The sequence below is a fragment of the Sulfitobacter dubius genome (assembly GCF_900113435.1).
GTDB lineage: Bacteria > Pseudomonadota > Alphaproteobacteria > Rhodobacterales > Rhodobacteraceae > Sulfitobacter > Sulfitobacter dubius.
Window position 1 is genome coordinate 579,353 of sequence record NZ_FOPG01000003.1, and the last position, 23,058, is coordinate 602,410.

At 61.4% G+C, this 23,058-nt stretch carries 25 protein-coding genes; 7 read left to right on the forward strand and 18 right to left on the reverse strand.

The features are described from left to right. Window positions 1–18 precede the first annotated feature (18 nt). Complete coding sequence (locus BM229_RS15325) at window positions 19–1,122, reverse strand: TRAP transporter substrate-binding protein (RefSeq protein ID WP_093928495.1); 1,104 nt, start codon at window positions 1,120–1,122, stop codon at window positions 19–21. Between the two features lie 6 nt (window positions 1,123–1,128). Here BM229_RS15325 and BM229_RS15330 point away from each other — a divergent pair, with 6 nt between their 5' ends. Beyond that, a complete protein-coding gene (locus tag BM229_RS15330; protein WP_208604097.1) occupies window positions 1,129–2,151 on the forward strand; it encodes a GlxA family transcriptional regulator in 1,023 nt (340 codons plus the stop codon). A gap of 311 nt (window positions 2,152–2,462) precedes the next feature. Here BM229_RS15330 and BM229_RS15335 read toward each other — a convergent pair whose 3' ends face one another. Further along, window positions 2,463–3,881, reverse strand: coding sequence for an amidase family protein (locus BM229_RS15335; protein ID WP_093928497.1), 1,419 nt, complete (start codon window positions 3,879–3,881; stop codon window positions 2,463–2,465). Window positions 3,882–4,292: 411 nt separating this feature from the next. On the opposite strand from BM229_RS15335, the gene BM229_RS15340 reads away from it, so the two are divergent. From BM229_RS15340 to BM229_RS15355, 4 genes are all read left to right on the forward strand, one after another. Beyond that, entirely contained in the window at window positions 4,293–5,354 is a 1,062-nt protein-coding gene (locus tag BM229_RS15340; RefSeq protein WP_093928498.1) for an extracellular solute-binding protein, read from the forward strand. A 61-nt stretch (window positions 5,355–5,415) separates the two neighbouring features. Beyond that, complete coding sequence (locus BM229_RS15345; RefSeq protein WP_093928499.1) at window positions 5,416–6,501, forward strand: ABC transporter ATP-binding protein; 1,086 nt, start codon at window positions 5,416–5,418, stop codon at window positions 6,499–6,501. Next, window positions 6,501–7,358, forward strand: a complete 858-nt coding sequence (locus BM229_RS15350; RefSeq protein ID WP_093928500.1) for an ABC transporter permease — start codon at window positions 6,501–6,503, stop codon at window positions 7,356–7,358. Before BM229_RS15345 ends, BM229_RS15350 begins: the two co-directional genes overlap by 1 nt. 4 nt (window positions 7,359–7,362) lie before the next feature. Next, window positions 7,363–8,214 carry an ABC transporter permease gene (locus BM229_RS15355; RefSeq protein ID WP_007117469.1) on the forward strand — a complete coding sequence of 284 codons (852 nt, stop codon included), beginning with the start codon at window positions 7,363–7,365 and terminating at the stop codon, window positions 8,212–8,214. 38 nt (window positions 8,215–8,252) lie between these two features. Here BM229_RS15355 and BM229_RS15360 read toward each other — a convergent pair whose 3' ends face one another. From BM229_RS15360 to BM229_RS15375, 4 genes are all read right to left on the reverse strand, one after another. Then, on the reverse strand, window positions 8,253–8,819 hold the full coding sequence (locus BM229_RS15360; protein WP_093928501.1) for a poly-gamma-glutamate hydrolase family protein: 567 nt from the start codon (window positions 8,817–8,819) through the stop codon (window positions 8,253–8,255). A gap of 29 nt (window positions 8,820–8,848) precedes the next feature. Further along, entirely contained in the window at window positions 8,849–9,784 is a 936-nt protein-coding gene (locus BM229_RS15365; RefSeq protein ID WP_093928502.1) for a class II glutamine amidotransferase, read from the reverse strand. A gap of 161 nt (window positions 9,785–9,945) precedes the next feature. Next, window positions 9,946–10,233: an SH3 domain-containing protein gene (locus BM229_RS15370; protein WP_093928503.1), complete on the reverse strand. Its 288-nt coding sequence runs from the start codon at window positions 10,231–10,233 to the stop codon at window positions 9,946–9,948. A gap of 345 nt (window positions 10,234–10,578) precedes the next feature. Continuing rightward, window positions 10,579–11,727, reverse strand: a complete 1,149-nt coding sequence (locus tag BM229_RS15375; RefSeq protein ID WP_093928504.1) for an alpha-D-ribose 1-methylphosphonate 5-triphosphate diphosphatase — start codon at window positions 11,725–11,727, stop codon at window positions 10,579–10,581. Window positions 11,728–11,774: 47 nt separating this feature from the next. Between BM229_RS15375 and BM229_RS15380 the strand changes: the two genes are divergently transcribed. Then, entirely contained in the window at window positions 11,775–12,452 is a 678-nt protein-coding gene (locus BM229_RS15380) for a DUF1045 domain-containing protein (protein ID WP_093928505.1), read from the forward strand. Here the strand turns inward: BM229_RS15380 and phnN are convergent. The 7 genes from phnN to phnG are packed head-to-tail and all read right to left on the reverse strand — an operon-like array spanning window position 12,428 to window position 17,514. Next, window positions 12,428–12,976, reverse strand: a complete 549-nt coding sequence (phnN, locus tag BM229_RS15385; RefSeq protein WP_093928506.1) for a phosphonate metabolism protein/1,5-bisphosphokinase (PRPP-forming) PhnN — start codon at window positions 12,974–12,976, stop codon at window positions 12,428–12,430. The two genes, BM229_RS15380 and phnN, sit on opposite strands and share 25 nt — an antisense overlap. Then, window positions 12,973–13,656, reverse strand: coding sequence for a phosphonate C-P lyase system protein PhnL (gene phnL / locus BM229_RS15390; protein ID WP_093928507.1), 684 nt, complete (start codon window positions 13,654–13,656; stop codon window positions 12,973–12,975). The genes phnN and phnL overlap by 4 nt, the downstream gene beginning before the upstream one ends. Before the next feature lie 52 nt (window positions 13,657–13,708). Then, window positions 13,709–14,479 carry a phosphonate C-P lyase system protein PhnK gene (gene phnK, locus BM229_RS15395; protein WP_007117460.1) on the reverse strand — a complete coding sequence of 257 codons (771 nt, stop codon included), beginning with the start codon at window positions 14,477–14,479 and terminating at the stop codon, window positions 13,709–13,711. Beyond that, on the reverse strand, window positions 14,476–15,345 hold the full coding sequence (locus BM229_RS15400) for an alpha-D-ribose 1-methylphosphonate 5-phosphate C-P-lyase PhnJ (protein ID WP_093928508.1): 870 nt from the start codon (window positions 15,343–15,345) through the stop codon (window positions 14,476–14,478). The genes phnK and BM229_RS15400 overlap by 4 nt, the downstream gene beginning before the upstream one ends. A 47-nt stretch (window positions 15,346–15,392) precedes the next feature. Beyond that, window positions 15,393–16,496 carry a carbon-phosphorus lyase complex subunit gene (locus tag BM229_RS15405; protein ID WP_093928509.1) on the reverse strand — a complete coding sequence of 368 codons (1,104 nt, stop codon included), beginning with the start codon at window positions 16,494–16,496 and terminating at the stop codon, window positions 15,393–15,395. After that, complete coding sequence (gene phnH, locus BM229_RS15410) at window positions 16,496–17,056, reverse strand: phosphonate C-P lyase system protein PhnH (RefSeq protein ID WP_093928510.1); 561 nt, start codon at window positions 17,054–17,056, stop codon at window positions 16,496–16,498. The genes BM229_RS15405 and phnH overlap by 1 nt, the downstream gene beginning before the upstream one ends. Further along, window positions 17,056–17,514: a phosphonate C-P lyase system protein PhnG gene (gene phnG / locus BM229_RS15415; RefSeq protein WP_093928511.1), complete on the reverse strand. Its 459-nt coding sequence runs from the start codon at window positions 17,512–17,514 to the stop codon at window positions 17,056–17,058. Before phnG ends, phnH begins: the two co-directional genes overlap by 1 nt. A gap of 101 nt (window positions 17,515–17,615) precedes the next feature. Between phnG and phnF the strand changes: the two genes are divergently transcribed. Then, the gene (gene phnF, locus BM229_RS15420) at window positions 17,616–18,329 is read left to right on the forward strand and encodes a phosphonate metabolism transcriptional regulator PhnF (protein WP_093928512.1); all 714 of its coding nucleotides are present in this window, start codon (window positions 17,616–17,618) and stop codon (window positions 18,327–18,329) included. On the opposite strand, the gene BM229_RS15425 is transcribed toward phnF, so the two are convergent. The 5 genes from BM229_RS15425 to phnC all read right to left on the reverse strand — a co-directional run bounded on the left by BM229_RS15425 (window position 18,326) and on the right by phnC (window position 22,941). Beyond that, entirely contained in the window at window positions 18,326–18,940 is a 615-nt protein-coding gene (locus BM229_RS15425; protein ID WP_093928513.1) for an LbetaH domain-containing protein, read from the reverse strand. The genes phnF and BM229_RS15425 overlap by 4 nt on opposite strands. Then, on the reverse strand, window positions 18,940–20,175 hold the full coding sequence (gene phnE, locus BM229_RS15430; RefSeq protein WP_244152229.1) for a phosphonate ABC transporter, permease protein PhnE: 1,236 nt from the start codon (window positions 20,173–20,175) through the stop codon (window positions 18,940–18,942). Before phnE (BM229_RS15430) ends, BM229_RS15425 begins: the two co-directional genes overlap by 1 nt. Before the next feature lie 65 nt (window positions 20,176–20,240). Further along, the gene (gene phnE, locus BM229_RS15435) at window positions 20,241–21,119 is read right to left on the reverse strand and encodes a phosphonate ABC transporter, permease protein PhnE (RefSeq protein WP_093928515.1); all 879 of its coding nucleotides are present in this window, start codon (window positions 21,117–21,119) and stop codon (window positions 20,241–20,243) included. 73 nt (window positions 21,120–21,192) lie between these two features. Beyond that, on the reverse strand, window positions 21,193–22,101 hold the full coding sequence (gene phnD, locus BM229_RS15440; RefSeq protein ID WP_093928516.1) for a phosphonate ABC transporter substrate-binding protein: 909 nt from the start codon (window positions 22,099–22,101) through the stop codon (window positions 21,193–21,195). Between the two features lie 45 nt (window positions 22,102–22,146). Next, entirely contained in the window at window positions 22,147–22,941 is a 795-nt protein-coding gene (gene phnC, locus BM229_RS15445) for a phosphonate ABC transporter ATP-binding protein (RefSeq protein WP_067623287.1), read from the reverse strand. Between the last annotated feature and the right edge of the window lie 117 nt (window positions 22,942–23,058).

A 23,058-nucleotide genomic window follows, 5' to 3' on the forward strand; every position in this document is an offset into this window, starting at 1 on the left:
ATCTCCTCTGGGCTGGCCTTACTGATCTGCGGCGCGGATCAGATCGATCAGCTTTTGCGCATCGGGGCCTTGCTCGGCTGCCCAATCCTCCCAGATTTGGCCGGACTGCGCCGTGAAGGCTTCAACATCAGCCTCGTTCACTTCCATGCCTGCTTCCTCAAGGAAGCTGACAATCTCAGCGTCAGCTTTGATGCCCAGTTCAACTGAACGCGCCTCGGCGGCTTCACCTGCCGCGAGGACCGCAGCCTGCTGGTCTTCGGTCAAGGATTGGAATTTGTCTTCGGCCATTAGGAGGTAGGTGACCGTATAGAGATGATTGGTAAGAGATAGGTACTTTTGCACTTCGTAAAATTTGGTGCTTTGCGCCCAGATTACTGGATTCTCTTGCCCATCATAAACGCCGGTCTGGAGCGCCGAGTAGAGTTCGCTGAACGGTAGAGGGGAGGCATTAGCGCCATAGTGATTGAAGATCGCAATGCGCAAGGCGCTGCCCGGGGTGCGAATCTTGACGCCCTTCAGGTCTTCTGGGGTCGTGATCGGACGGACATTGTTGGTGATCTGGCGAAAGCCGCCTTCCAAAAAGCCAACCACCCGCAGGCCTTTTTCGGCAAGCATCGCTTCGATCATTTGGCCTGCTTCGCCATCCATTGCCGCTTTCACGTGCGCGCGGCTGGAAAAAATATAGGGCAAGGCGGCTGCACCAAGTTCAGGTGCGACGGCGGTGATCGGCGTTTCGATTGTGGCCATGTCGAGGATCGAAGACTGCATCGCTTCGATCGAGCTTTCCTGATCGCCGAGTGCGCTGGAGTGGAACAATTTGGTGCCGAGACTGCCGCCGCTTTTGTCCTTCAGAACTTCGTTGAAATGCTCAACCGAGCGGAAGGCGATCCCGTCTTGGTTGCCGGGAACATTGACACGAAAATTGATATCTTGGGCCAGTGCAGGCAGGGTTGCCAATGCGCTGACCGAAGCGGCTAAAGCAAAGGCGGCAAAAGTTCTGCGGTTCATTCTGAGTCTCCCTCTCTGTGCCCCGTTGTATACGGTGGGGCTGTATAGGACGTTAGACAGCGATGGACCCCCTCGATAGAATAGATTAGACAGATAAGTGAATATTTCGGACATTTTTGTTTGAAATCACTACTCTCTGATCATGACGCCACCGTTAATGGGGATGTGATGCGCCGTACTGAACAGAAACTTCGCGTCGGGTTTTTGCTGTTGGATAGCTTCACCCTCAACGCCTTCTCCGGATTCGTCGAGGCGATCCGCCTTGCCGCTGACCATGGCGGCCGCAGCCGGCAGGTTGCCTGCGGTTGGGAGGTTATGGGGAAGGGCAAGGTTGCGGCCAGTTGCGGGCTGTCCGTTGCAGCGACTTCGCCATTGATCGATCCAAAGGAGGTCGACTATGTCGCGGTTTGCGGTGGGAATGGTTACCGAATTAGGTCCCAGCCCCAATGGCTGGATCAATACCTCTCCGAGGTCGCTGAGTCTGGTGTCCCCTTGATCGGGCTCTGTACCGGGACATTTAACATTGCGCGGGCGGGGCTGATGCAGGGCTATCCGGCCTGCGTGCATTGGAACGTAGCAGACGAATTTCACGATCAATTCCCGCGGGTCGAAGCCTTTACTGACCGGATATTCTTGGACGCCGGGGCGCGTATCACCTGCGCAGGGTCGACCGGGGCCTCGGATCTGGCACTTCACCTGATCCATCGCCACTGCGGGAGTGAGTATGCTCAGCAATCCATCCGACATATGATGATGCAAGGACAGCGGGCAGGGACTTTTCCTCAAGCGCATTTCTCAAAGAGCACCCATGATGTGAAAGATGAGGTGGTACGGCGTTGCGCAGCCCTGATGGAGCAAAAAATCAATATGCCGCCATCAATGGATGTCCTGGCCGCCGAGGTGGGGATCAGTGTCCGTCAACTTGATCGGCGATTTAATCAGGCCATGGGGCAATCCCCGTCTCGGTATTTCCGTTCAATGCGGCTCAGCTACGCGCTTTGGCGATTGACGCATACCACGGACAGGATCGCCGAAATCGCAGCTGACGCTGGGTTTTCAGATTCCGCGCATTTTCATCGTGAGTTTCGTAAGTCCTATGGCACGTCTCCAAGCCTATACCGTCGTTCATCGAATACTCTCTAATCGGTGAAGGAACCCTAATAGTAAGTCAGCTTTCCGGGGGTGCGAGCGCTCTTTCATCTTGGTGTTATGAGATTGCCTGAAGAGGTTAAATGCTCTCTTCGGTTACTTGCGATGCACCTTTTGAGCGGTAGGCATTCCCACCAATTTAATCGGAGGTTCCGCGATTGATGGGTTTTTTTAGAGCATCCAAAAACTGACCTTGGCTGCGTACTAAATGAATCGCGATTCCGGGCCGTTGCCGACGATACCTTGGCCCAAACCAGCGTGCGACCGCCCCTACACGCTCGCACGCTTATCTTAGCTTAGAACCCTTACCTATCCCACAAAGCCCCACAAACCGGCGGAATCTCTTTCTCGATCGCCTGCATCGCGTCGACGATCAGATCTTCGCGCCAGCGACGGCCGGCGATTTGCACCCCGATGGGCTGGGGGCCGCTGGCCAAGCGCGCGATATGCGTTGGAATGTTGCCAGCAGGCAGCCCGGTAAAGTTCATGATGAACGACCAATGCGCCTTGCCCAATACCTCACGCACACCTTCTGCACCCTCCGTATCGCGGCCAGCCGTGAAGAACGGCGCCAGCAGGAATGGGGTCAGGATCAAGGGGTAATCCTCAAGAAACAGCGACCATTCGCGGGCGTAATGCGTGCGTTTGGCAATCATTTCCAGCTGCTGAGTACCTTCGAAAGGCGGGAATTCCGCATAGTAGGAATCGAAGATCGCATTCACTTCGTCAGATCCGTGGGCGCGAATATCCGGGCCCATGAGGGCTTGAACTTCGCCCAACAACGCACGGTATCCAACTTCGCCGGTCTCGCGCGCAAGGGGCGGGTCGACCTCTTCGACGGCGTAGCCTGCATTTGACAGGGCGGATGCCGCATTATCAAGCGCCGTGGCCACATCACCGTGCAGGCCAAACCCGAAATCTTCGCGTGTGACGGCGACACGGATCGGGCCGTCGATCAGTGCGCCACGCCAAGGAAGTGGCACATGGAACGGGTCGCGCGCGTCTGGCGTGATCAGGGAGGGCATCGAGAGGTGCAGATCAGATGCAGTTCTTGCGATAAGCCCTTGAACTGACATGGATTGTGCCAAAAATCCCCGCTCAGCCTTTTGGCTGGGGTTCCACGCAGGCACCCGTCCCAATCCGGGTTTCACCGTGACCGCGCCATTTGCCGAAGCCGGAAAACGCAGCGAACCGCCAATGTCGTTGCCATGGGCAAGTGCGCCAATCCCGGCCATCACGGCCGATCCGGCACCGCCCGAAGAGCCGCCCGCCGACAGATGCCGGCCCCAAGGGTTGTAGGTGCGCCCATAAAGTGGGTTGTCCGTGTCCGCACGAAAGGAAAATTCAGGCGTGTTGGTGCGGCCTATGATGATCGCGCCTGCATCTTTCAGGTTGCGAACCAGCGGCGCATCCTCGGGCGCAATTATGTCTTTGAACGCTGGAACACCGTTACTGGTGGCATGGCCCTTTTGGTCGACGTTTATTTTGATGGTGACCGGAACGCCGTGGAGCGCTCCTTTGGGCGCGCTGCTGACGTCCAAAGCGCTGGCCTCTGCTCGTGCTTCGTCAGCAAGGTTTTCGACAACCGCGTTCAGGTCTGGATTGACCTCATTCATACGTGCGATCGCCGCCTCGGTGGCGTCACTGGCCGAGATTGTGCCTGCCCGGGTGGCCGCTGAGATTTCGCTGGCGCTCCATTGCCAAAGCGGTTTGCTGTCGGTCATTCCGGTTCCTTCCGTTCTATTTTATGCCCAACCAAGGCGGGGCCTTAGGTCGTGATGCGGCGACCTTCACAGGAAAAAACATAGCAAGGCAAGTAGTTTCGCCATGCGACGCTCCATAGGACAAATACGCATTGTCAGCCTGCCGCGCTGGCGGTTTGGCGTGCTAAAACTGCAAAGACAAGTCCGCCCAGCGTGATCCTATCGCACGGCGCTGCGCATGCCGATTGATCTGCCAATTTCTAAGTCGCGGTGATGCCAACCCTACCAAAACAAAAGGCAATTGCCATCATTGTCACAAAAGTTTTGCATTCTAAGGCGACAAGGAGGCATGCTGCGCCGAAGTATAAATTGACCATATGGTCTAACGCGCGCATTCTGCCGACAATGAGTACACTAGAAAGAGGATTTCCCATGACACGAACCATTCTGCTGGCCGGCACCATGCTGGCGGGGCTTGCCTCCGTGGCCCAAGCCGACACGCTGCGCCTTTTGACATGGGGCGGTTACGCACCTGAGGACGTGGTCGCGAAATTCGAAGAAGAGACCGGCCATACCGTCGAAGTCACGAAATCCAACAACGAAGAGATGATCGCCAAGCTGCGCGCCACGGGCGGCGGTGGTTTTGACCTCGCCCAGCCTTCGCAAGACCGCATCATGGGGCCGCAGATGGAATTCGGCATCTACAAGCCGATTGATGTCTCGAAGCTGAACAAAGAGCTTTTCATTCCCTCCATGCTTGATGCGACGATGGGCAACACCACCGTGAACGGCGACGTTTATGGCGTTCCGCATGTCTGGGGCACCTCCGGTCTGGTGATGAACACCGCCGAAGCGGGTGACACGGTCAAGGATTACACCGACCTCTGTGCGCCGGAAGTGGCGGGTAAGGTTTCTTACCGTCTCAAGCGCCCGACCCTGATCGGTTTCGCCTTCGCGATGGGCGAAGACCCCTTTGCCGCCTATGGCGACGAAGCCAAATACGCCGAGATCATGGGCAAGGTCGAAGAGAAGCTGATCGAATGTAAAGAGAACGTCAAAACCTACTGGGGCGGCGGTGATGAGCTGATGAACCTGCTGCGCTCGGGCGAAGTGACCGCGTCGATGGCATGGGACACCGGCGGCTGGAAGCTGAACGACGACAACGCTGATCTGACCTTCGTGGCCCCGGCCTCGGGCGCTCTGGGCTGGATCGACACCTTCGTTCTGCCCGCCAAAGGGCAGGCTGACGATGTGGCCTATGAGTGGATCAATTTTGTCATGCAGCCCGAAGTCGCGGCGATGATCACCGCAGCGGCGGGCAACTTCACCGCCTCCGCAGGCGCGGATGAGTTTGCCGAAGACAGCCTGAAAGCCAAGTACCAGGCCAGCTTCCCCCAAGAAGCCATCGACAACATCAAATGGTATCCGCCGGTGCCCGCCGGTCTGGAAACGATCGAAGGCGAAGTGCTGGACCGCATCCAAGCTGCCAACTGATAACTGACCCTACGAGCGGCACCCTCACGCTGAGGGTGTCGCTTCTTTATACGGAATTCACATGACCCCAGATCTGGAATGCGTCGACCTCGTTAAGCGGTTCGGCGATACCACCGCTGTTAACAACGTCTCCTTCACGGTGCCGCCCGGCAGTTTCTTCTCCATCCTCGGGCCTTCGGGCTGCGGCAAAACGACGATTATGCGGATGATCGCGGGGTTTCTCGACCCGACCTCTGGTGACATTCGGATCAAGGGCGGATCGGTGCTCGATACGCCGCCGAACAAACGCCCAGTGAATATGGTGTTCCAGCATCTGGCGCTTTTCCCGATGATGACGATTGCCGAGAATATCGGCTACGGGCTGCGCCGCCGTGGCATGCCCAAGGCCGAGATCGCGCGTAAAGTCGACGAGGCGCTCGACCGGATCGGCCTGCCGGGGATCGGCGCGCGCAAGACGGATGAGCTTTCGGGCGGTCAGAAACAGCGGGTGGCCATCGCGCGTTGCATGGTGCTGGAGCCGGACGTGCTGCTGCTGGATGAGCCGCTGGGGGCGCTGGACCTCAAGCTGCGCGAACATATGAAGGTTGAGCTCAAGGCCCTGCAAGCCGCCTTTGACACGACATTCGTCTATATCACTCATGACCAATCCGAAGCGCTGGTGATGTCCGACCAGATCGCAGTGATGAGCAATGGCCAGTTCGAGCAGGTGGGCCGGGGGCAAGACCTCTACTACCGCCCCGAGACGCCCTTCGTCGCCGGTTTCATCGGTGAATCGAACCGCTGGAAAGGCCGGATTGAGCGGGTGGAGGGCGACGCCCTGCAACTGCGCACCGACAGCGGGCTTGCAATGCGCGCCACCGGCGCGGGCCTTGTCCAAGGGGCGCGGGCCGAGATCTTCGTGCGACCTGAATCCATCCGGCTGGCCGCCAGTGCCGATGCGCTGTCGGGCTTTGACAATCAACTGACGGGCACGGTGACCAGCCTGCTGTTCAACGGCGCGGCTTCGCGCGTGTTGGTACAGGACGATGTTGGCGAAACGCTCGAAGTCACGCTGCCGCAATCGGGCGAATTCTCAAGCCTGCAACGCGGCGATGCGGTGCATATCGGCTGGGGCGCGGGGCAGGCGACCTGCTTTGGGGCCGCCTGATGCGCAGTCAATCCCGCATTACATTCTACCTGCTGCTGACGCCTCTGGTGCTCTGGCTGGGTCTGCTCATCATCATTCCGCATATCGACATGCTGCTGATTTCCCTGCGCGAGCGGATCAGCTTTGGCGTCTATGAAACCAGTCTTGCGCAATATGAAAAGGCGCTGACCGAACCACTTTACCTACGCACCTTTTGGCGCACGGCAGTGATGTCGGTGCTGGCAACCGCGCTGACGCTGATGATCGCCTTCCCGGTGTCTTATTACATCGCCAAGATGGCGAAGGGGCGGTTGCAGCAGGTGCTTTTCCTGCTCTGTCTGATCCCGTTCTATGTCTCGGAATTGGTGCGTACTTTCGGCTGGATGATCCTGCTGCGCGAGACCGGTCTCGTCTCGAACCTGTTGCAATGGGTGGGGCTGGCGGATCGCCCGATTGAACTGCTTTATACCGATGCCACGATGATGGTGGGGCTGGTCTATACCTCCATGCTCTTCATGGTGGTGCCGCTTGTCACTACGCTGGAAAGCCTCGACGACAGTGTGATCGAAGCGGGCTATGATCTGGGCGGCAGCGGGCTTTCCGTCCTGCGTGAGATCATCATCCCCCATGCCATGCCCGGTATCGTGTCGGGCTGTATCGTGGTCTTCATGCTGAGCTTGGGCAACTACCTGACGCCGACGATGCTGGGCGGCAAGGACAGCCTGTGGTTCACCGAAATGATCTATAACCAGTTCATCGTGCGCTCCAATTGGGAGCTGGGCGCTGCCTTTGGCTTTATGCTTCTGGTGCTGTCTTCGGTGATCGTCTGGGGGATGCTCTGGCTCACGGGCCGGACCCTCAAGGAAACGATGGGGTGATCCAATGATCCCGACAATCCCGCAATCGCGCAGCTTTCGCATCCTGTATGGTGGCTATGTGGCGCTGTTTTTTCTCTATCTGGCCCTGCCGCTGACCGTGGTGGCGGTATTCGCCTTCAACGACAGCCAGTTCCCGTCTCTTCCGTGGGAGGGGTTCACGTGGAACTGGTTCTTTGGCGAGGAGCGCCCTCAGATCGGCGTCTTTCATGAACGTGGCATCCTGCGGTCGGTGGGCACATCGGCATTCGTGGCGCTTTGCGTGGCGATCATGTCGGTTTGCGTTGGCACGACGAACGCCTTTTTGTTCAACCGCTATGAGTTTCGCGGCAAGGGGTTTCTCTATGTGCTGATGCTGCTGCCGCTGGTGATCCCCGGCATCGTGCTGGGCATCTCGGTGCTGGTGTTTTCCTCCACGCTGGCCAATGGCGTCTGGGACATGGCGCAGATCGACATTCAGGCGCTGCGCCCCGGTCTGCTTTTGGTGATCCTTGGACAGTTCAGCTTTATCACCACCATCGCCACGCTGGTGATCTCGGCCCGCTTGCAGAAGTTTGACCGCACGTTGGAAGAGGCGGCGCTGAACCTTGGCGCGGACCGGCTGACGGCGGTGCGCACGATCACGCTGCCGTTCCTTGCACCCGCGATGATCGGAGCGGTCGTGGTGGCGTTTCTCATGAGCTTTGAGAACTTCAACACAACGCTGATGCTCGTGGGTTCTGACGCGCCGCTGACCATCGCCATGTTCGACCGGTTGAAAGAAGGCTCGACCCCGCTGCTGAACGCCGTGTCGCTGTTATTGATGCTGGGCTCATCGCTTTTGGCGCTGATGCTGATCCTGTTTCAAAAGCGCGGATGATAATAGGGCAGGCCCGCGCTGGGCCTGCCGCTCCCTGGTCACAGCGTCTGCCGTACCGCTTGACTGAATCTCTCTAACAGGTCTGGGTCTTCGGCAAGCGTGCGCCGCAGCGACCGGGGCAGTTCTAGCTGAACGCCTTCGCCTGTGCGGGTTCGGTTGCAGATGTTCGTCTCATGCACACCGGGCAGCGTGGTGTTGGGCGCCGCGTCAAACCCCGCCTCACGCAGGGCCGCGCCGATTGCATCGCGTAGGGCTTCGGCCCGCCCGCCAAGCCAAACCGTCTCGGTGCCATCATCCTTGCGGCCATGGATCGCCACGGCAACCTGCGCGCTTGCCACAAGTTTCAACGCCTGCGGCTCATCAAAGCGGTGCGAGGTGATGTGGAAATCCCCATGCGCCCCGGCCTTCAGCGCCTCGAACAGATAGTAGGAATAGTCGCTTCCCGCGATGGCCTCGGCGATCAGGCTGGTCTCAGGCTCAATCGTACCGCCGTGGGGCGCGATGATGATGACTGCGCTGCCTCGATCCTCGGCGCGTATCTGGTAATCATCATCGCGCAGCATCTCGGCAGAGAGGTCGGCATAGTTTTGGAAACGATCCGTCATCAAATGGCTCCTATCGGCTGGGCGAACGATCAAACGTCGAGCTTGCGCACCGTTTTGGCAATGCGCCCGTCTTTCCGCTCCAGAAACACGATCTCTCCGAAATTGATGCTTTGCCACTCGTCCCCGTCTTCGGTCAGCGGCTCAGAGGCAAAGATCGCCGATGTGGCTTCGCCTTCGGGGCAGGCGTCTACCTTGTAGGAATTGGCGTAATCCTGAAAATTCGTCCCTGTTAGCACATAGACCGGCTCAAGCAGCATGGAGAGATGCAAGTCTTCGTCGCGCAACTTCTTCCAATCGCCCTTCACATCCGTCTCGCCTTCATGGTCGCAGCCATAGTTCACGCCAATGATCCGATCCGAACTGACCAGCGCAATCTTGAGCTTGGTCAGCGACGCGAGATCAAGTTTTCGCGCCGCTTCGCAGATCACCTTGAGCAGTTTCTCAAACCCGCGCTGCACATGGTCGTCGCTGTCGCCCTCCAGCAATGACAGCAGCAACACATACAGAAATTCCGTATCCGTCGTGCCGCGCATCTGGGTGAGGTATTGATCTTTGCAATGGGGTAGGAGCTCACGTTGCAATTGCCGCCAATGAGGCAGGGCACCGTTCTGCGCGATGATCCACGGGGTATGGTCAAAGGAAAACGGGTGGCAGTTTTCATCGGCCTGCACGACGCTGGCGTCATAAGAGGCCGCGCGGATGTGCGACAGCATCGTATGGGCCTGTAGGCTGGGGATCAGGGTCTTGGCATTGTCGTCGTGAAAGGCCGCTTTGGGCCGGTGATAAAGCAGCGGCGGATCGGGTTTCAGCAGATGGTCGCTCCAGGCGGCAAAACCCCATCCTGCCAGCTGCAGACTTGGGTGAAGTTCCGGATCAAGGCTTTGGTTCAGCAGACTGTTTTCAGGAGCAAGGAGCAGCGACTCGATTGGCAGTTCAGGTCCGATATAGGCGAGGAAGCGGCACATATTTGTCCTTACTCTAGAGGGGTTTCACTTAGCGTCACAACGGGTGTGAAGCCCTCAAGTAGAGTGATGTGCCGGTAAATCTAGCCACACGTCGGGCCGTGGCGCTGAAGCGCCGTTTGAAAAAGGAGGGGGGCGCGTCCCGCCCCGCTCCGGCTTTCGTCTCAGATATCCGAGATATAATCAGCCGAGACATAGCCCCGTACCTCTGGCGCATCGGCCAAGGAAACTCGGCACCAAAGCTGGCCAATCTCAGTCACGCAATCGCGGCGGTTGAGAATGGTGCCATCGGGCAGGCCCATGATGACCCCAAAGTCGAGCCCGGGGCCGCTGCGCAGCTTCAAAAGCTCGTCCGGCCCGGTGCGGTGCACCATCACCTGATCGGCGGCGATGCCCGCACAGCCTGCGACGAACATAAGGGTGGAAACGGTTGCGAATGTGATCCTGCGCATGATCTGCCTCTCTTTGATTTTCGTCCGTCATAGATCGAAAACCGGCCTGATCCTAGCCGCCTTATACCGCGCTTTCCCCACATGGTGCGAGCGCGTGTCCTGCAGAATGCTCATCATAAGGTTTCATCAAGCTGACAAAGCGCGTCACGTCTGCGTCACCTTCGGCGCATTCTTGCGGACTGGCGCTTGAGGTGATGATGATCGCGATTATCCGGCGGCCCAATGTCGCTGAACATGATGTCAAACCACCTCTGCGCGGGGCAGCATTCGGCGGCGGTGATACCGAACGGCCTGTCGGCACCCGCCGAAATCGGCGGATGCACGTTGCGTAGAAACTCTGTTTGCTTAGGCCACCCGCTTGCCCATCGCATAGACCGAGCGGAGGATCGGCGCGTCTTTCATCACCTCAAATTCGATCAGATCGGCCCGCATCCCAAGGGCAATCTCCCCCCGGTCGGTCAGGCCTACGTGGTGCGCGGGCGTGCGGGTGACGGTCGCCAGCCCCCGTGCCATATCACCCCAAAGCTCACCCAGTTGCACCGCGCCCAATAGCAGCGCTGCGGGCACGTAATCCGATGATAGGATGTCGAGCAGGTCCAGTTCCGCTAATTCCTTTGCCGCCACATTGCCTGAATGCGATCCGCCGCGCACGAGGTTGGGCGCACCCATGATCGTGGCGATCTCTTGGGCATGGCAGGCTTCTGCCGCCTCGCGTGTGGTGGGGAATTCAGCCAGCCGCACGCCATGGCCGTGGCTGGTGGCCACCTGTTCTGCCGTGGTGTCATCATGGCTGGCCAGCGCCGCGCCGTAATGCGCTGCTGCTGCCACCGCTGCCGCCTCATGTTTCGCGCCCAGCCGTTCTTGCAGCCCGTGCAGGAAGGTGACGTAATCGCCGAAATCCTCACGGGGCAGACCGTTCTTGCCGCAGACGTAATCCTCGAACTTTTGCACATCGCGGAACTGGCGCTGGCCTGGCGTATGGTCCATCAGGCTGACGATGCCGACCTTGTCGTCGGGGCCAAACTCGGCCAGTTCCTCTTCCAGCGTTTCCGAACAGATCTCGGCCCGCAGGTGGATATGGTGGCTGATCGCCAGCGCCCCACTGTCGCGCATCATCAGGATTTCGTCGGCCATGTCGCGGGCATATTTTCCATAGCGTTTGCGCCCGTCGTCCGAGACGATCGACCCCACCCGGATCGCGTCAAACACGGTGGTGATCCCGGTGCCCGCCAATTCGCGATCATGTGCGATGATCGCCGCGCGGTGCGGCCAGTCAACCTTTGGGCGCGGCTTCATGTGGCGTTCAAGGTTGTCGGTGTGCAGTTCCACCAGACCGGGGGCGAGGGTGCGTCCTTCGCAATCGACCGCCCCCTTGGGCAGAGCGGTGCCTTCGGCGATATCGGCGATCACCCCATCGCGCAGCACCACGCTGCCGGGGATCACCGCATCGGGCAGGATGATTTTGGCATTGGCGAGAATGGTTTCTTTTGTCATGTGAACGTCACGCTTGTTGCGCATCCATGGATGCAGGGAGAAGATGAATGAAGTTCGACCGCTACGCGATCTATTACACGCCCAAGGGCGCATTGGCCGAGGCTGGGGCCGCTTGGCTGGGCTGGGATGTGGCGCGGGGCTGCGCCGTGGCGCATCCAGCGGTCGCCGGGCTGGACGTGGACGCCCTGACCCAGACGCCGCGCAAATACGGTTTGCATGCGACCATTAAACCGCCCTTTGTGTTGGCCGAAGGCACCACGGCTGACGGGTTGATGGCCGGGTTCGAGGCGCTTTGTACGCGGCTTTCGCCGATCACGCTCGACGGGCTTGCGCTCACCCCGCTGGGCCGCTTTCTGGCGCTGACGCCCGAGGGGGACACCGCCGCGCTCAACGCCATGGCCGCCGAGGTGCTGCGCGGCCTCGATACTTTCCGCGCGCCGCCGACCGAGGCCGATCTGGCCCGCCGCCGCCAAGCCAACTTGACGCCTGCTCAAGAGGCGAACCTCACCAAATGGGGCTATCCTTACGTGATGGAGGCGTTCCGCTTTCACATCACCCTGACCGGCAAGCTGCCCAAGGGCGATCTGCCGCAGGTCACCGCAGCGCTGGCCCCCTATATCACGCCGCATCTGCCGCAGCCCTTCGTGCTGGACAGCCTGACGCTTGTAGGGCAAGCCGAAGACGGTATGTTCCATGAGGTTCACCGCGCCGCCCTCTCGGGGTAAAGTGCCGCCAGCGCCTGCGCCACGGTCTGCTCCAAGGGGCCGGAGTTGTCGATCTCCATCGCCGTAATATGATCGGGCAGGGCGCGCTCGGCCCGTGCCAGACGGGCGGTGATCTCCTTCTCCGTCTCGCGCCCACGGCCCCGCAACCGCGCGGCCAAGACTTGAGGGGAGGCGGTGAGCGACAGCACCTCGAACCGCGCAAACCGCAGTTTGGCCTCGGTCAGCACCCCGCGTGAGAGGTTGGCGAGCACATCGCGCCCCTCAGCCAGCGCCATTTCAACCGCGATGGGAATGCCATAATGCAGCCCATGCGCGGCCCAGCTCAGGGCAAAGGCGCTCTCCGCTTCGAGCCGCAGAAACGCCGCCTCGCTGATCCCGTCGAAATCCTCGCCCCCGGCCTCACCGGGCCGGGTGATGGCGCGGCGGGCGAGGAAGAGGTTGGGCAGGGCTTCGGCCAGTCCTTCCATCACGCTGTCCTTGCCAACGCCGGAGGGGCCTACGACTGCGATAAAGCGCCCGCTCATGCGGCCAATCCGGGGGTGAAACGGGTCACGTCCACTTCGCGGTCGCAGATTTGGTCCCGGGCGGCCTCATCATGGAAGATGCCCAAGATCGCCGTGCCGCGGGCCTTGGCATCTTCGATCAGCGCCAGCACCGTCGCGCGGTTGGTGGCATCAAGGCTCGCCGTCGGCTCGTCCAGCAGCAGGACGGGATAGGGATGCGCAAAGCCACGGGCGATGTTCACCCGCTGCTGCTCCCCGCCTGAAAAGGTCGTCGGGCTGAGCTGCCAGAGGCGTTCGGGGATGTTGAGCTGCGCCAGCAATTCTCCGGCCCGCGCCCGTGCCTCGGCTTCGTTGCTGCCCACCGCCCGGAGCGGTTCGGCCACCACATCCAGCGTCGCCACCCGTGGCACGACGCGCAGGAACTGGCTGACATAGCCCAGCACATGACGGCGGAGCTCCAATATCTCGCGCGGGGCGGCTTGGGCGACATCCAGATCGCCCACCATGACCCGGCCCGAGGCGGTCAGGTAATTGCCATAGATCATCCGCATCAGCGTTGATTTCCCGGCCCCCGACGCCCCGGTCAGCGCCACGCATTCGCCCCGCGCCACGGTCAATTCACCGCCGCGCATCACCGGGATCACCGCCGCACCCTGATTGTGCAGGGTGAAGGATTTGCTCACATGTTCAACGCGTATCATGGTTTAGCCTTGTTTAGTATAACTTTGAAATTGAATGGTTTTTCTTGCATGATTACACCTGTAGCACGCTAGAGACCAAAAGCTGGGTATAGCCATGCTGCGGGTCGTCCAAGACTTGATCGGTCAGTCCGGTTTCCACCACATGGCCGTCTTTCATCACCATCAGCCGATCCGCCAGCAGCCGCACCACCGCCAGATCATGGGTCACGATAATGGCGCTCAGCCCCATCTCGCGCACCAGACCGCGCAGCAGGTCGAGCAGTCGTGCCTGAACGCTTACGTCCAGCCCGCCGGTGGGTTCGTCCATGAAAACCAATCGTGGCCCGGTCACGAGGTTGCGGGCAATCTGCAAGCGCTGCTGCATCCCGCCAGAGAAGGCCGAAGGCCGGTCGTCGATCCGGTCTTCGTTGATCTCCACCCTGCCCAGCCAATCGGTGGCGCTGGCGCGGATGTCGCCGTAGTGCCGTGCGCCCACGGCCATCAGCCGCTCGCCCACATTGCCGCCTGCGCTGACGTTCATGCGCAGCCCGTCGCGCGCGTGCTGGTGGACAAAGGCCCAATCGGTGCGCGACAGCATCCGGCGCTCCGGCTCGCTCATCGTCACTGTGTCGCGCAGCCCATCGGCGCGGGTGTCGAAACGCACCGCCCCGCGATCAGGCGTCAGATGCCCCGCCAGCGTGTTCAGCAGCGTCGACTTGCCCGAGCCGCTCTCGCCGACGATGCCCATGACCTCACCGGGGTAGAGATCAAAGCTGACATCAGTGCAGCCGATCCGCGCGCCATAGAATTTCGCGATGTTTTCAACTTGCAACAAGGGGGTCATGCCATGCCCTCCAACACAGGGGCCGCATCCGCGCCGCGATGCCCGGCGGCCTGACGGGCCGCGCAATAATCGGTGTCGGAGCACATGAACAAGCGCCCCCCTGCGTCATCGACGATCAACTCATCCAGATAGCTGTCTTCGGCCCCGCAGAGGCCGCAGGGATGGTCGGCCTTGCTCGCCTCAAAGGGGTAATCCTCGAAATCCAGCGAGACGACCTGCGTATAGGGCGGCAGCGCATAGATCCGCTGCTCACGCCCTGCGCCGAAGAGTTGGATCGCGGCCATTTCCAGTTTCGGATTGTCGAATTTCGGGATCGGCGAAGGGTCCATCACATAGCGCCCCTCGACCTTGACTGGATAGGCATAGGCCGTGGCAATCGCACCATGCTGGGCGATGTCTTCGTAGAGTTTCACATGCATCAGCCCGTATTCCTCCAGCTCGTGCATTTTGCGGGTCTCGACCTCTGAAGGTTCGAGAAAACGCAGCGGTTCGGGGATCGGCACCTGATAGACCAGCACCTGATCCTCGCGCAGCGCGGCTTCGGGGATGCGGTGGCGGGTTTGGATGACGCTGGCCTCGGTCGTGGCTTCGGTCACGGCAACGCCAGCCGTCTTCTGAAAAAAGCGGCGGATCGAGACGGCATTGGTCGTGTCGTCCGCGCCTTGGTCGATCACCTTGAAGGTATCCTCGGGCGTCAGCACCGCGGCAGAGACCTGCACCCCGCCGGTGCCCCAACCGTAAGGCATCGGCATCTCGCGGCTGGCAAAGGGCACCTGATAGCCGGGGATCGCCAACCCTTTTAGGATCGCGCGGCGGATCATTCGCTTGGTCTGCTCGTCTAGATAGGCAAAATTGTAGTCATTCATGCCCCGCTCCTCATGCCTGTCTTGGTCACTCTGTGTCATGGCAGGGTTCATTCCGCGGCCTCCCGTGGTGCGTCTTGGGCCGCCGCCGCAGCTTCGCGGCGCAGTTTGCGGATCAGTTCGAGTTCGGATTGGAAATCGACGTAATGGGGCAGCTTGATATGCTCTAAGAACCCCGTCGCCTGAATGTTGTCAGCGTGATAAAGCACGAATTCCGCGTCCTGCGCCGGCGCGCCGAGGTTGTCTTCGCCCAACTCCTCCCAACGCAATGCCCGGTCCACCAGCGCCATCGAGATCGCCTTGCGCTCAGACATGCCGAAGACCAGCCCATAGCCGCGGGTGAACTGCGGCGGCTCGGTCTTGGAGCCTGCAAATTGGTTCACCGTTTCACATTCGGTCAGCTCAACTTCGCCGATCTCGATGGCGAAACCCAGTTCGGGGATGTCCATCTCGACCGCGACTTTGCCGATGCGCAGCTCCGCGACGAAAGCGTGATTGCGCGCATAGCCGCGCTGCGTGGAATAGGCCATGCCGAGCACGAAGCCCTCGTCGCCGCGGGTCAGCGCTTGCAGGCGCAGGTCGCGGGTGGCGGGGAGTTCCAGCGGCTCGCGGGTTAGATCGCGCGGCAGGGTCTTGCTGTCCGTGTCGCGCTGCATCAGCCCTTCGCGGTCGAGGAATTCCATGATGTGCGGCGCCTTTGCGGGTGGCGCGCCCTCAGGCGCTTCGGGGGCCGGGGGCACCTCACCATCGGCGGCAAGTTTGAAATCCAGCAGCCGGTGCGTGTAGTCGAAGGTCGGCCCCAAGACTTGCCCGCCAGGCGCATCCTTGAAGGTGGCCGAGACGCGGCGGTCGCAGGCCATGGTGCCGGTGTCCATCGGGCGCGAGGCCCCGAAACGCGGCAGGGTGGTGCGATAGGCGCGGATCAGAAACACCGCTTCGATCAGATCGCCCCGCGCCTGTTTGATCGCCAGCGCGGCGAGGTCGGGATCATAGAGCGAGCCTTCGGCCATCACCCGGTTCACCGCCAGCGTCATCTGCTCGCGAATTTGCGCGACGCTGAGTTCGGTCACGCTTGCGTCACCGCGCCGCTCTTCGGAAAGCCATGCGTGGGCGTTGTCAATCGCCCGCTCGCCGCCTTTTACCGCTACATACATCAGGACACCTTTGTGCTTCGGGGCAGCGCCGCCAGACGGTCGCCGCAGGTGAAAATGAAATCCAAACCACGGGGGAAGAGTGCCGCATTTTGTTGGAAGGCCATGCGGTCGGGCAGCGACAGCGCAGCACTATCTTTGATGCCGGGGCCGGAGAGGGTCGCGCCATCGCTGCGCAGATCATCCACCTCAACGATCAGCGTGGCAGAGCGGTCGGGGTAGGCGGCGGTCCCGAGGGGGAAGTCGCCGCGCGGCAGGTCGTCCCAAGCGCCTAAGGCGAAGTGCGCCGCATTGGCCGGGGCGAAGGGCGCGCCGGTGTGGAAGGTGATCCAGTCGCGCACTTCGGGCCGGTCAAAGCCGGGGGCGAGGTAGAGCGGCGTTTCGGGGTCGCAGAGTGTCAGCAGGACGACCCCGGCGGCGATGGAGAGGCCCGCAGGCGGTTCGGCCCCGGTCACGCGATTGATCTCACCCGGTTTGGCCATGGCGTTCATCACCGCGCGAAAGGCAAAAGCGGCGTCTTTCGGCGCGTCGCGGAACCCGCCTGTCAGCGATAGGGTCTGCATCAGTCTTCTCCTCTGACCATGGTGAAAAAGTCGACCTTGGTGGCGGCAGCCTTGGCGGCACGGCTGGCGCGGCGCTGGCTTTCGATCTCGGCCAGCGGGTCGAGCAGTTTGGCGCGGACCTCATCCGCCGCATCGCTTTGCATCAGCGCGTCGGTAAGGGCCGCTTGCAGCGCCTTGTCGCGGCTGCGGCCTTGGACATAGGCGTGGCCGTCTGGCCCATCCGTTAGCCGCACCGAACAGCGCGTGACCGACATTTCGCCCATGTTGAAGGCATCGCCCACAGCCCCCATCCGGCCCCGCAGCATGACGCCGCCGATCTCGGGCGCGCGGAGTATCTCATGGGCGGGCAGGGGGCCGAAGCCCTCCCAAAGCCGGGCGAGATCACGGGCCTCGGCCCGTCCGAGCAGGCCCATCCAAGCCTGCCTGTCGCGGGTCTTTTCCTTGGTTTCAACGGTCATCTAGACACCTTGTGCATTTGTCTAATTTACTATACAACTAGACAAGTATTAGCCGCTGGCCTCCTGCTGGCGCAAGCTTGGATATGTGAAACTTCTGCGACATGGCCCGTACTGCGATTTGGAAAACCATCACCGCCACGCTGACCCATGACATCGCCGCGAGGAAATACGCCCCCGGCGACCGGCTTCCGACCGAGGCGCAATTGGCGGCGCGGTTTGGCGTGAATCGCCATACGGTGCGCCGCGCGATTAGCGACATGAACGAGAGCGGGCTGACCTATAGCCGTCGCGGGGCGGGGGTCTTCGTGGCGCAGCGGCCCACGGATTATCCAATCGGCAAACGGGTGCGCTTTCACCAGAACCTCGCGGCGGCGGGGCGGGTGCCAGCCAAGGAGATTTTGACCTTGGAGACGCGCGCCGCTTCGGCCCATGAGGCCGCGCAGCTTAGGCTGGAAGGCGAGGCGCTGGTGCATGTCTATGAAGGGCTGTCGCTGGCCGATGAGCAGCCCATCGCGATCTTTCGCAGCATCTTCCCCGCCGCGCGGTTTCCCGATCTGTTGGAAGCGCTTGAGACCAGCCGCTCGGTCTCCACTGCCTTGGCGCAGGGCGGGGTGGCGGATTACACCCGCGCCTCGACCCGGCTGACTGCGAAGCTGGCGAATGCCACGCAGGCGCTGCATCTGCGGCTGTCCGAAGGCGCGCCGATCCTGCGCTCGGCGGGGATCAACGTGGACCCCGGGGGCGTGCCGGTGGAATACGGGGTGACGTGGTTCGCGGGTGATCGGGTGACGCTGACCCTCAACCCCGGCGACTAGGCGTATTTTTCCAAAAACGCTTCGGCGGGCAGGGTCTGGAGATCCTTGAGCGATGCTTGCAGCCGGTCATGGGGCCAATCCCACCACGCCAATTCCTCCATCCGCGCGGCGATGCTTTCGGAAAAGCGGCGGCGCAGCGGTTTGGCGGGGATGCCAGCGACGATCATATAGGGGGCGACATCGCGGGTGACGATGGCCCCGCCCGCCACCACCGCGCCGTGCCCGATCGTCACCTCGGGCCGAACCTGCGCGCCGTGGCCCAACCATGTGTCATGGCCGATCACCGTGCGGCGGCTGCGGCGGAGGGCGAACCAATCGGCGTCATCCTCGGCCCCGTCAAAGTAATCCCCGGCGCGGTAGTGGAAGTGGTGCAGGCTGGCCTTTTCCATCGGGTGATCCGTGGCCCCGATGCGCACGCTGGCGGCGATATTGCTGAACTTGCCGACTTGGGTGTTGGCGATGTCGCACCAGCGGTCGCAGTATGAGTAATCCCCGATCTCTGAGTGGGCGAGGCGGGTGGCGCGCCCGATCTCGACATAGCGCCCGAACTGCGTGTCTGTCACTTCGCAGTCCGGGTGGAGGAAAGGCGCGTCGGCTTTGAGACGCGCCATCAGTGGCCCGCCTCATTGCCCGCGATCAGCTTGCGGCGCAGCCAGCCCGAGAAGCTGTCCATCGCGATAACCATCAGGATGATGAGCACGATGTAATAGCTCACCTCCTCCCAATCCTTTTGAGTGATGATGGCCTGGGTCAGCAGCAGGCCGATGCCGCCGCCGGTGATCGCGCCGATGATGGTGGCAGACCGGGTGTTCGACTCCAGATAGTAGAGCACTTGGCTGAGCAGGACCGGGGTGATCTGGGGGATCACGCCAAAGCGGTAGCGTTGCACGGGGGCGGCCCCGGTTGAGGCGATGCCCTCGATCTGTTTGTCATCCACATTCTCCAGCGCCTCGGAGAAGATTTTGCCGAAGGTGCCGGTATCGGTCAGCAGGATCGCCAGCGAGCCGGTCAGCGGGCCGGGGCCAAAGGCACGGGAGAGAACGATGGTCCAGATCAGCCCGTCGACCCCGCGCAGGAAGTCGAAGAGCCGCCGTGCCGCGAAGCGCAGACCGCCCAGGGGCGAGAAGTTCTTGGCGGCCAGAAAGCCCAACGGCAGGGCGATCATCGCCGCGCCAAAGGTGCCGAGAAAGGCCATCAGGACCGTCTCGACCAGCGCCCATGCCACATCGCCATGACGCCACATTTTGTTGGTCCAAAAATCCTGCCAGATCGCGCCGTATTCACCACTGCGCAGCAGCTCTAGCGGGGACATGCCGTGATAGGGGCTGTCGAGCGTGAAGAAGAACAGCTCCCACCCATTGAAATAGCGGAAGACCTCGGCCCGGTTGCGGGTGATCGTGAGGCGGCCCGCGTCCGTGGTTATGGCAAGACGGTTTTTCGAGGCGTTGATCCATTCGGGCAGGGGGCCGTCGGGCAGGGAGGCATTGACGCCGCTGCTGCCCGGTGTGGCGGTGATCAGCCCGTAGCCCGGCACGTCATAGCGCACCTCCGGCCCCAGTTCGACGGTATGGCCATTGCCCAATTCGACGCGGGTCGTCTCGCCCAAGGTGACCCAATCGGGCGCGGTGCCGGGGGCGTAGCGGCCCTTGCGCTCGCCCTCGATGGCGATCTCCATCTCGCCATTGCGGTTGTCGCGGGCGACATGGGTTTTGTAGCTGTAACTGTCGGCGACCAGCGTCTTCATGTTCGACACGTTGATGCGATCGCCCAGCCCCGCCACGTCGAAGGCGAAGAAGACGTAGGTGAGGTAGGCAAGGATCAGCACCGGCGCGGCAAGGCTCGCCATGCGTTTGCGGCGGAAGCTGCGGCTGGCGACCTGCTGAGCGGGGAGGGTGGAAGCGGTAAGGTCGGTCACAGGATGGCTCCCTTGTCCTTATAGGCGCGGCCATGGGTCAGCCGGTTGCGGAAATGGCTTGAGACTTGGTCGACAATGATGATGGTGCCGAAGAGCAGCAGAAAGATCGCCGCCGCCTCGTCGAATTTCCCTTGGCCCCAAGACATCGTGTTGCGCAGGTCATAGCCGATGCCGCCTGCGCCGACGAAGCCGAGGATGGCCGAGGCGCGGATGTTGATCTCAAACCGCAGCAGCGCGTAGGAGAGGTAGTTGGGCGCGACCTGTGGCACGACGCCCAGCACCATGCGTTGCAGCCAGCCCGCCCCAACAGAGGCAAGGCCGTCGACGGGTTTGAGGGAGGCGTTCTCGTTCACCTCGGAAAAAAGTTTGCCAAGCGCGCCCACGGTATGCAGCGCGATGGCGATCATCGCAGGCACCGGGCCACCACCGAGCAAAAAGATCAGCACAAGGGCGACGACAATTTCAGGCACGGCGCGCAGCACGTCTAGCAGGCGGCGCAGAGGGCCGACGAGCCAAGGCGCGGGGGCAAGGCCGCGTGTGGCCAGAAGCGCGGCGAAGAAGGCAAAGAGCGCACCGATCAGCGTGGCAGCCCCGGCGATGTTCACGGTCTCAATCAGAGAGGGGAGGTATTTGACGAAATAGCCGGGCAGCAGATGGGCGCGCTCCCAAGCCTCGCTCAGCACATCGGCGGGGAAGTCAAAGACATTGGGCAGCCCGTTCCAGAACCCGCCCGCGTTACGGGCATTGGCGGTGCTAAAACCGCCGATTAGCAGGGCCACGAAAACGACCAGCAGGATCATATTCATCACCCGCTTTTGTCGGGTATGGGCAAGGTAGTCCGCCGTGATCTGCGGTGCGGTGGTGGTCTGGTGCATCTGTCGTCCCCCTATGACGACAGGCCCCGACAATCGTTGCCGGGACCTGCCAGATGTCTGTCGTTCTGTCGGATCAGTTGGATTTCGCCTTGCGCGCTTCGACGATGGAGACATAGGCGTCATGCGCAATCGGATCGAATCCAAGGCTCTCGCCCGCAGCCACGCCATAGGCGCAGTCGGCGTCCATTTCGTGCAGCTCATCCACCAGTTGGGTCATGGTTGTTTTGACCTCTTCGGGCAGGTCTTTGCGCAGCACGACCGGGCCTTCGGGGATCGGCTTGGAGCGCCAGATTTCCACCAGATCATTCATGTCGACGAGGCCCGCGTCCACGGCTTTGCGCAGCGCGCCGGAGTTATAGCCGTCTTCCCAGTTGCCCTGACCGTCGGCCCATGTCACGCCGCCCGCCACGTCGCCGTTGTTGACCGCGACGATGGTCTGCTCATGGCCGCCGGTGAATTTCACTTCGCCGAAGTAGTCGCCGGATTCCATGGTGGCACCGGTCGTCTGGGGGATTTCGATGGAGGGGATCAGGTAGCCGGAGGTGGAGTTTGGATCGCCAAAGCCAAAGACCTTGCCCTGCATGTCTTCGAGGCTGTTGATGCCCGCATCTTTGCGGGCGAAGCCGATGGAGTGGTAGCCATAGGAGCCATCAAGGTTGATCTTGACCAGTACTGGCTCAACCGCTTCGGGGTCTTGCAGGTAAACGGCGGCATAGGCCGAGGCACCCAGCCACGCCATGTCGAGCGTGCCGCCCAGCAGACCTTGGATCACGCCGTTATAGTCGGCCGGGGCAAAGAGTTTAGCCGGAACGCCAAGGCGCTCTTCGGTGTAGCCGCGCAGACATTCGTAGGAGTTCATCCGGTCCTGCGCGTTTTCCCCGCCGAGGATGCCGATGCGGAATTCGGTGACATCGGCGGATTGAGCCAGTGCAGCGCCGGTCAGGGCAGTGGAAGCCAGTGCGGCGGCGATGAGCTTCTTCATTTTGTCGTCTCCAGTTTGAAAATATGCCCCTTGGGGCGGGTCGTGTCAGGCTGGCACCTTGTCCAGCGTTTCGATCTCGGTTGAGGTGGCGGCTTCGGAGAAGCTGCTGTCTGCACCGTAGATTTCGCGGGCCATGCTGGTGGTCAGTTGCTCGGGCGTGCCGTCAAAGACGATCTTGCCGTCGCGCATCCCCACCACGCGGTCGCAGTAGCGGCGCGCGGTATCCAGCGTGTGAAGGTTGGCGATGACCATACGGCCGTCTTCCTCGTGGATGCGGCGCAGCGATTGCATCACCACCTGCGCGTTCATCGGGTCGAGGCTGGCGATGGGTTCATCGGCCAGAATGATCTGCGGGTCTTGCATCAGGGCGCGGGCGATGGCGACGCGCTGTTGCTGCCCGCCTGACAACGCCTCGGCCCGTTTGGGCGCGTGCTGCGCGATGCCCAGACGGTCGAGGATTTCAATCGCGCGGGTGATGTCGGCATCGGGATAAAGGTTGAAGATGCTGCTGAGCGTCGAGCGGCGGTTGAGCGTGCCGTGCAGCACATTCGACACCACATCCATCCGCGGGACGAGGTTGAACTGCTGAAAGATCATCGCGCATTCTGCCTGCCAGCCGCGCCGGGCCGCGCCGCGCAGGGCGGTCACATCGCGCCCTTGGAACAGGATCTGCCCCGAGGAGGAATCGGTCAGTCGGTTCAACATCCGCAGCAGCGTGGATTTCCCCGCGCCAGAGCGGCCAATGATCCCGATCATCTGCGGTTTGTCGACCTGCAGATTGGCGCGGGCCACCGCTGTGTTTGCGCCGAATGTTTTGGTCAGTTCAGAAATGACGAGCATAAGTCCCCCGGGGTTTGCGGGGCGAGCTATCGCAGTGGTGAATGTCACGAATGTTTAAGTTTGACGAAGCTTTTGTAACGCGCGGTTTTTTCAGGAACCGGGGCGCAGGGCTGCGCG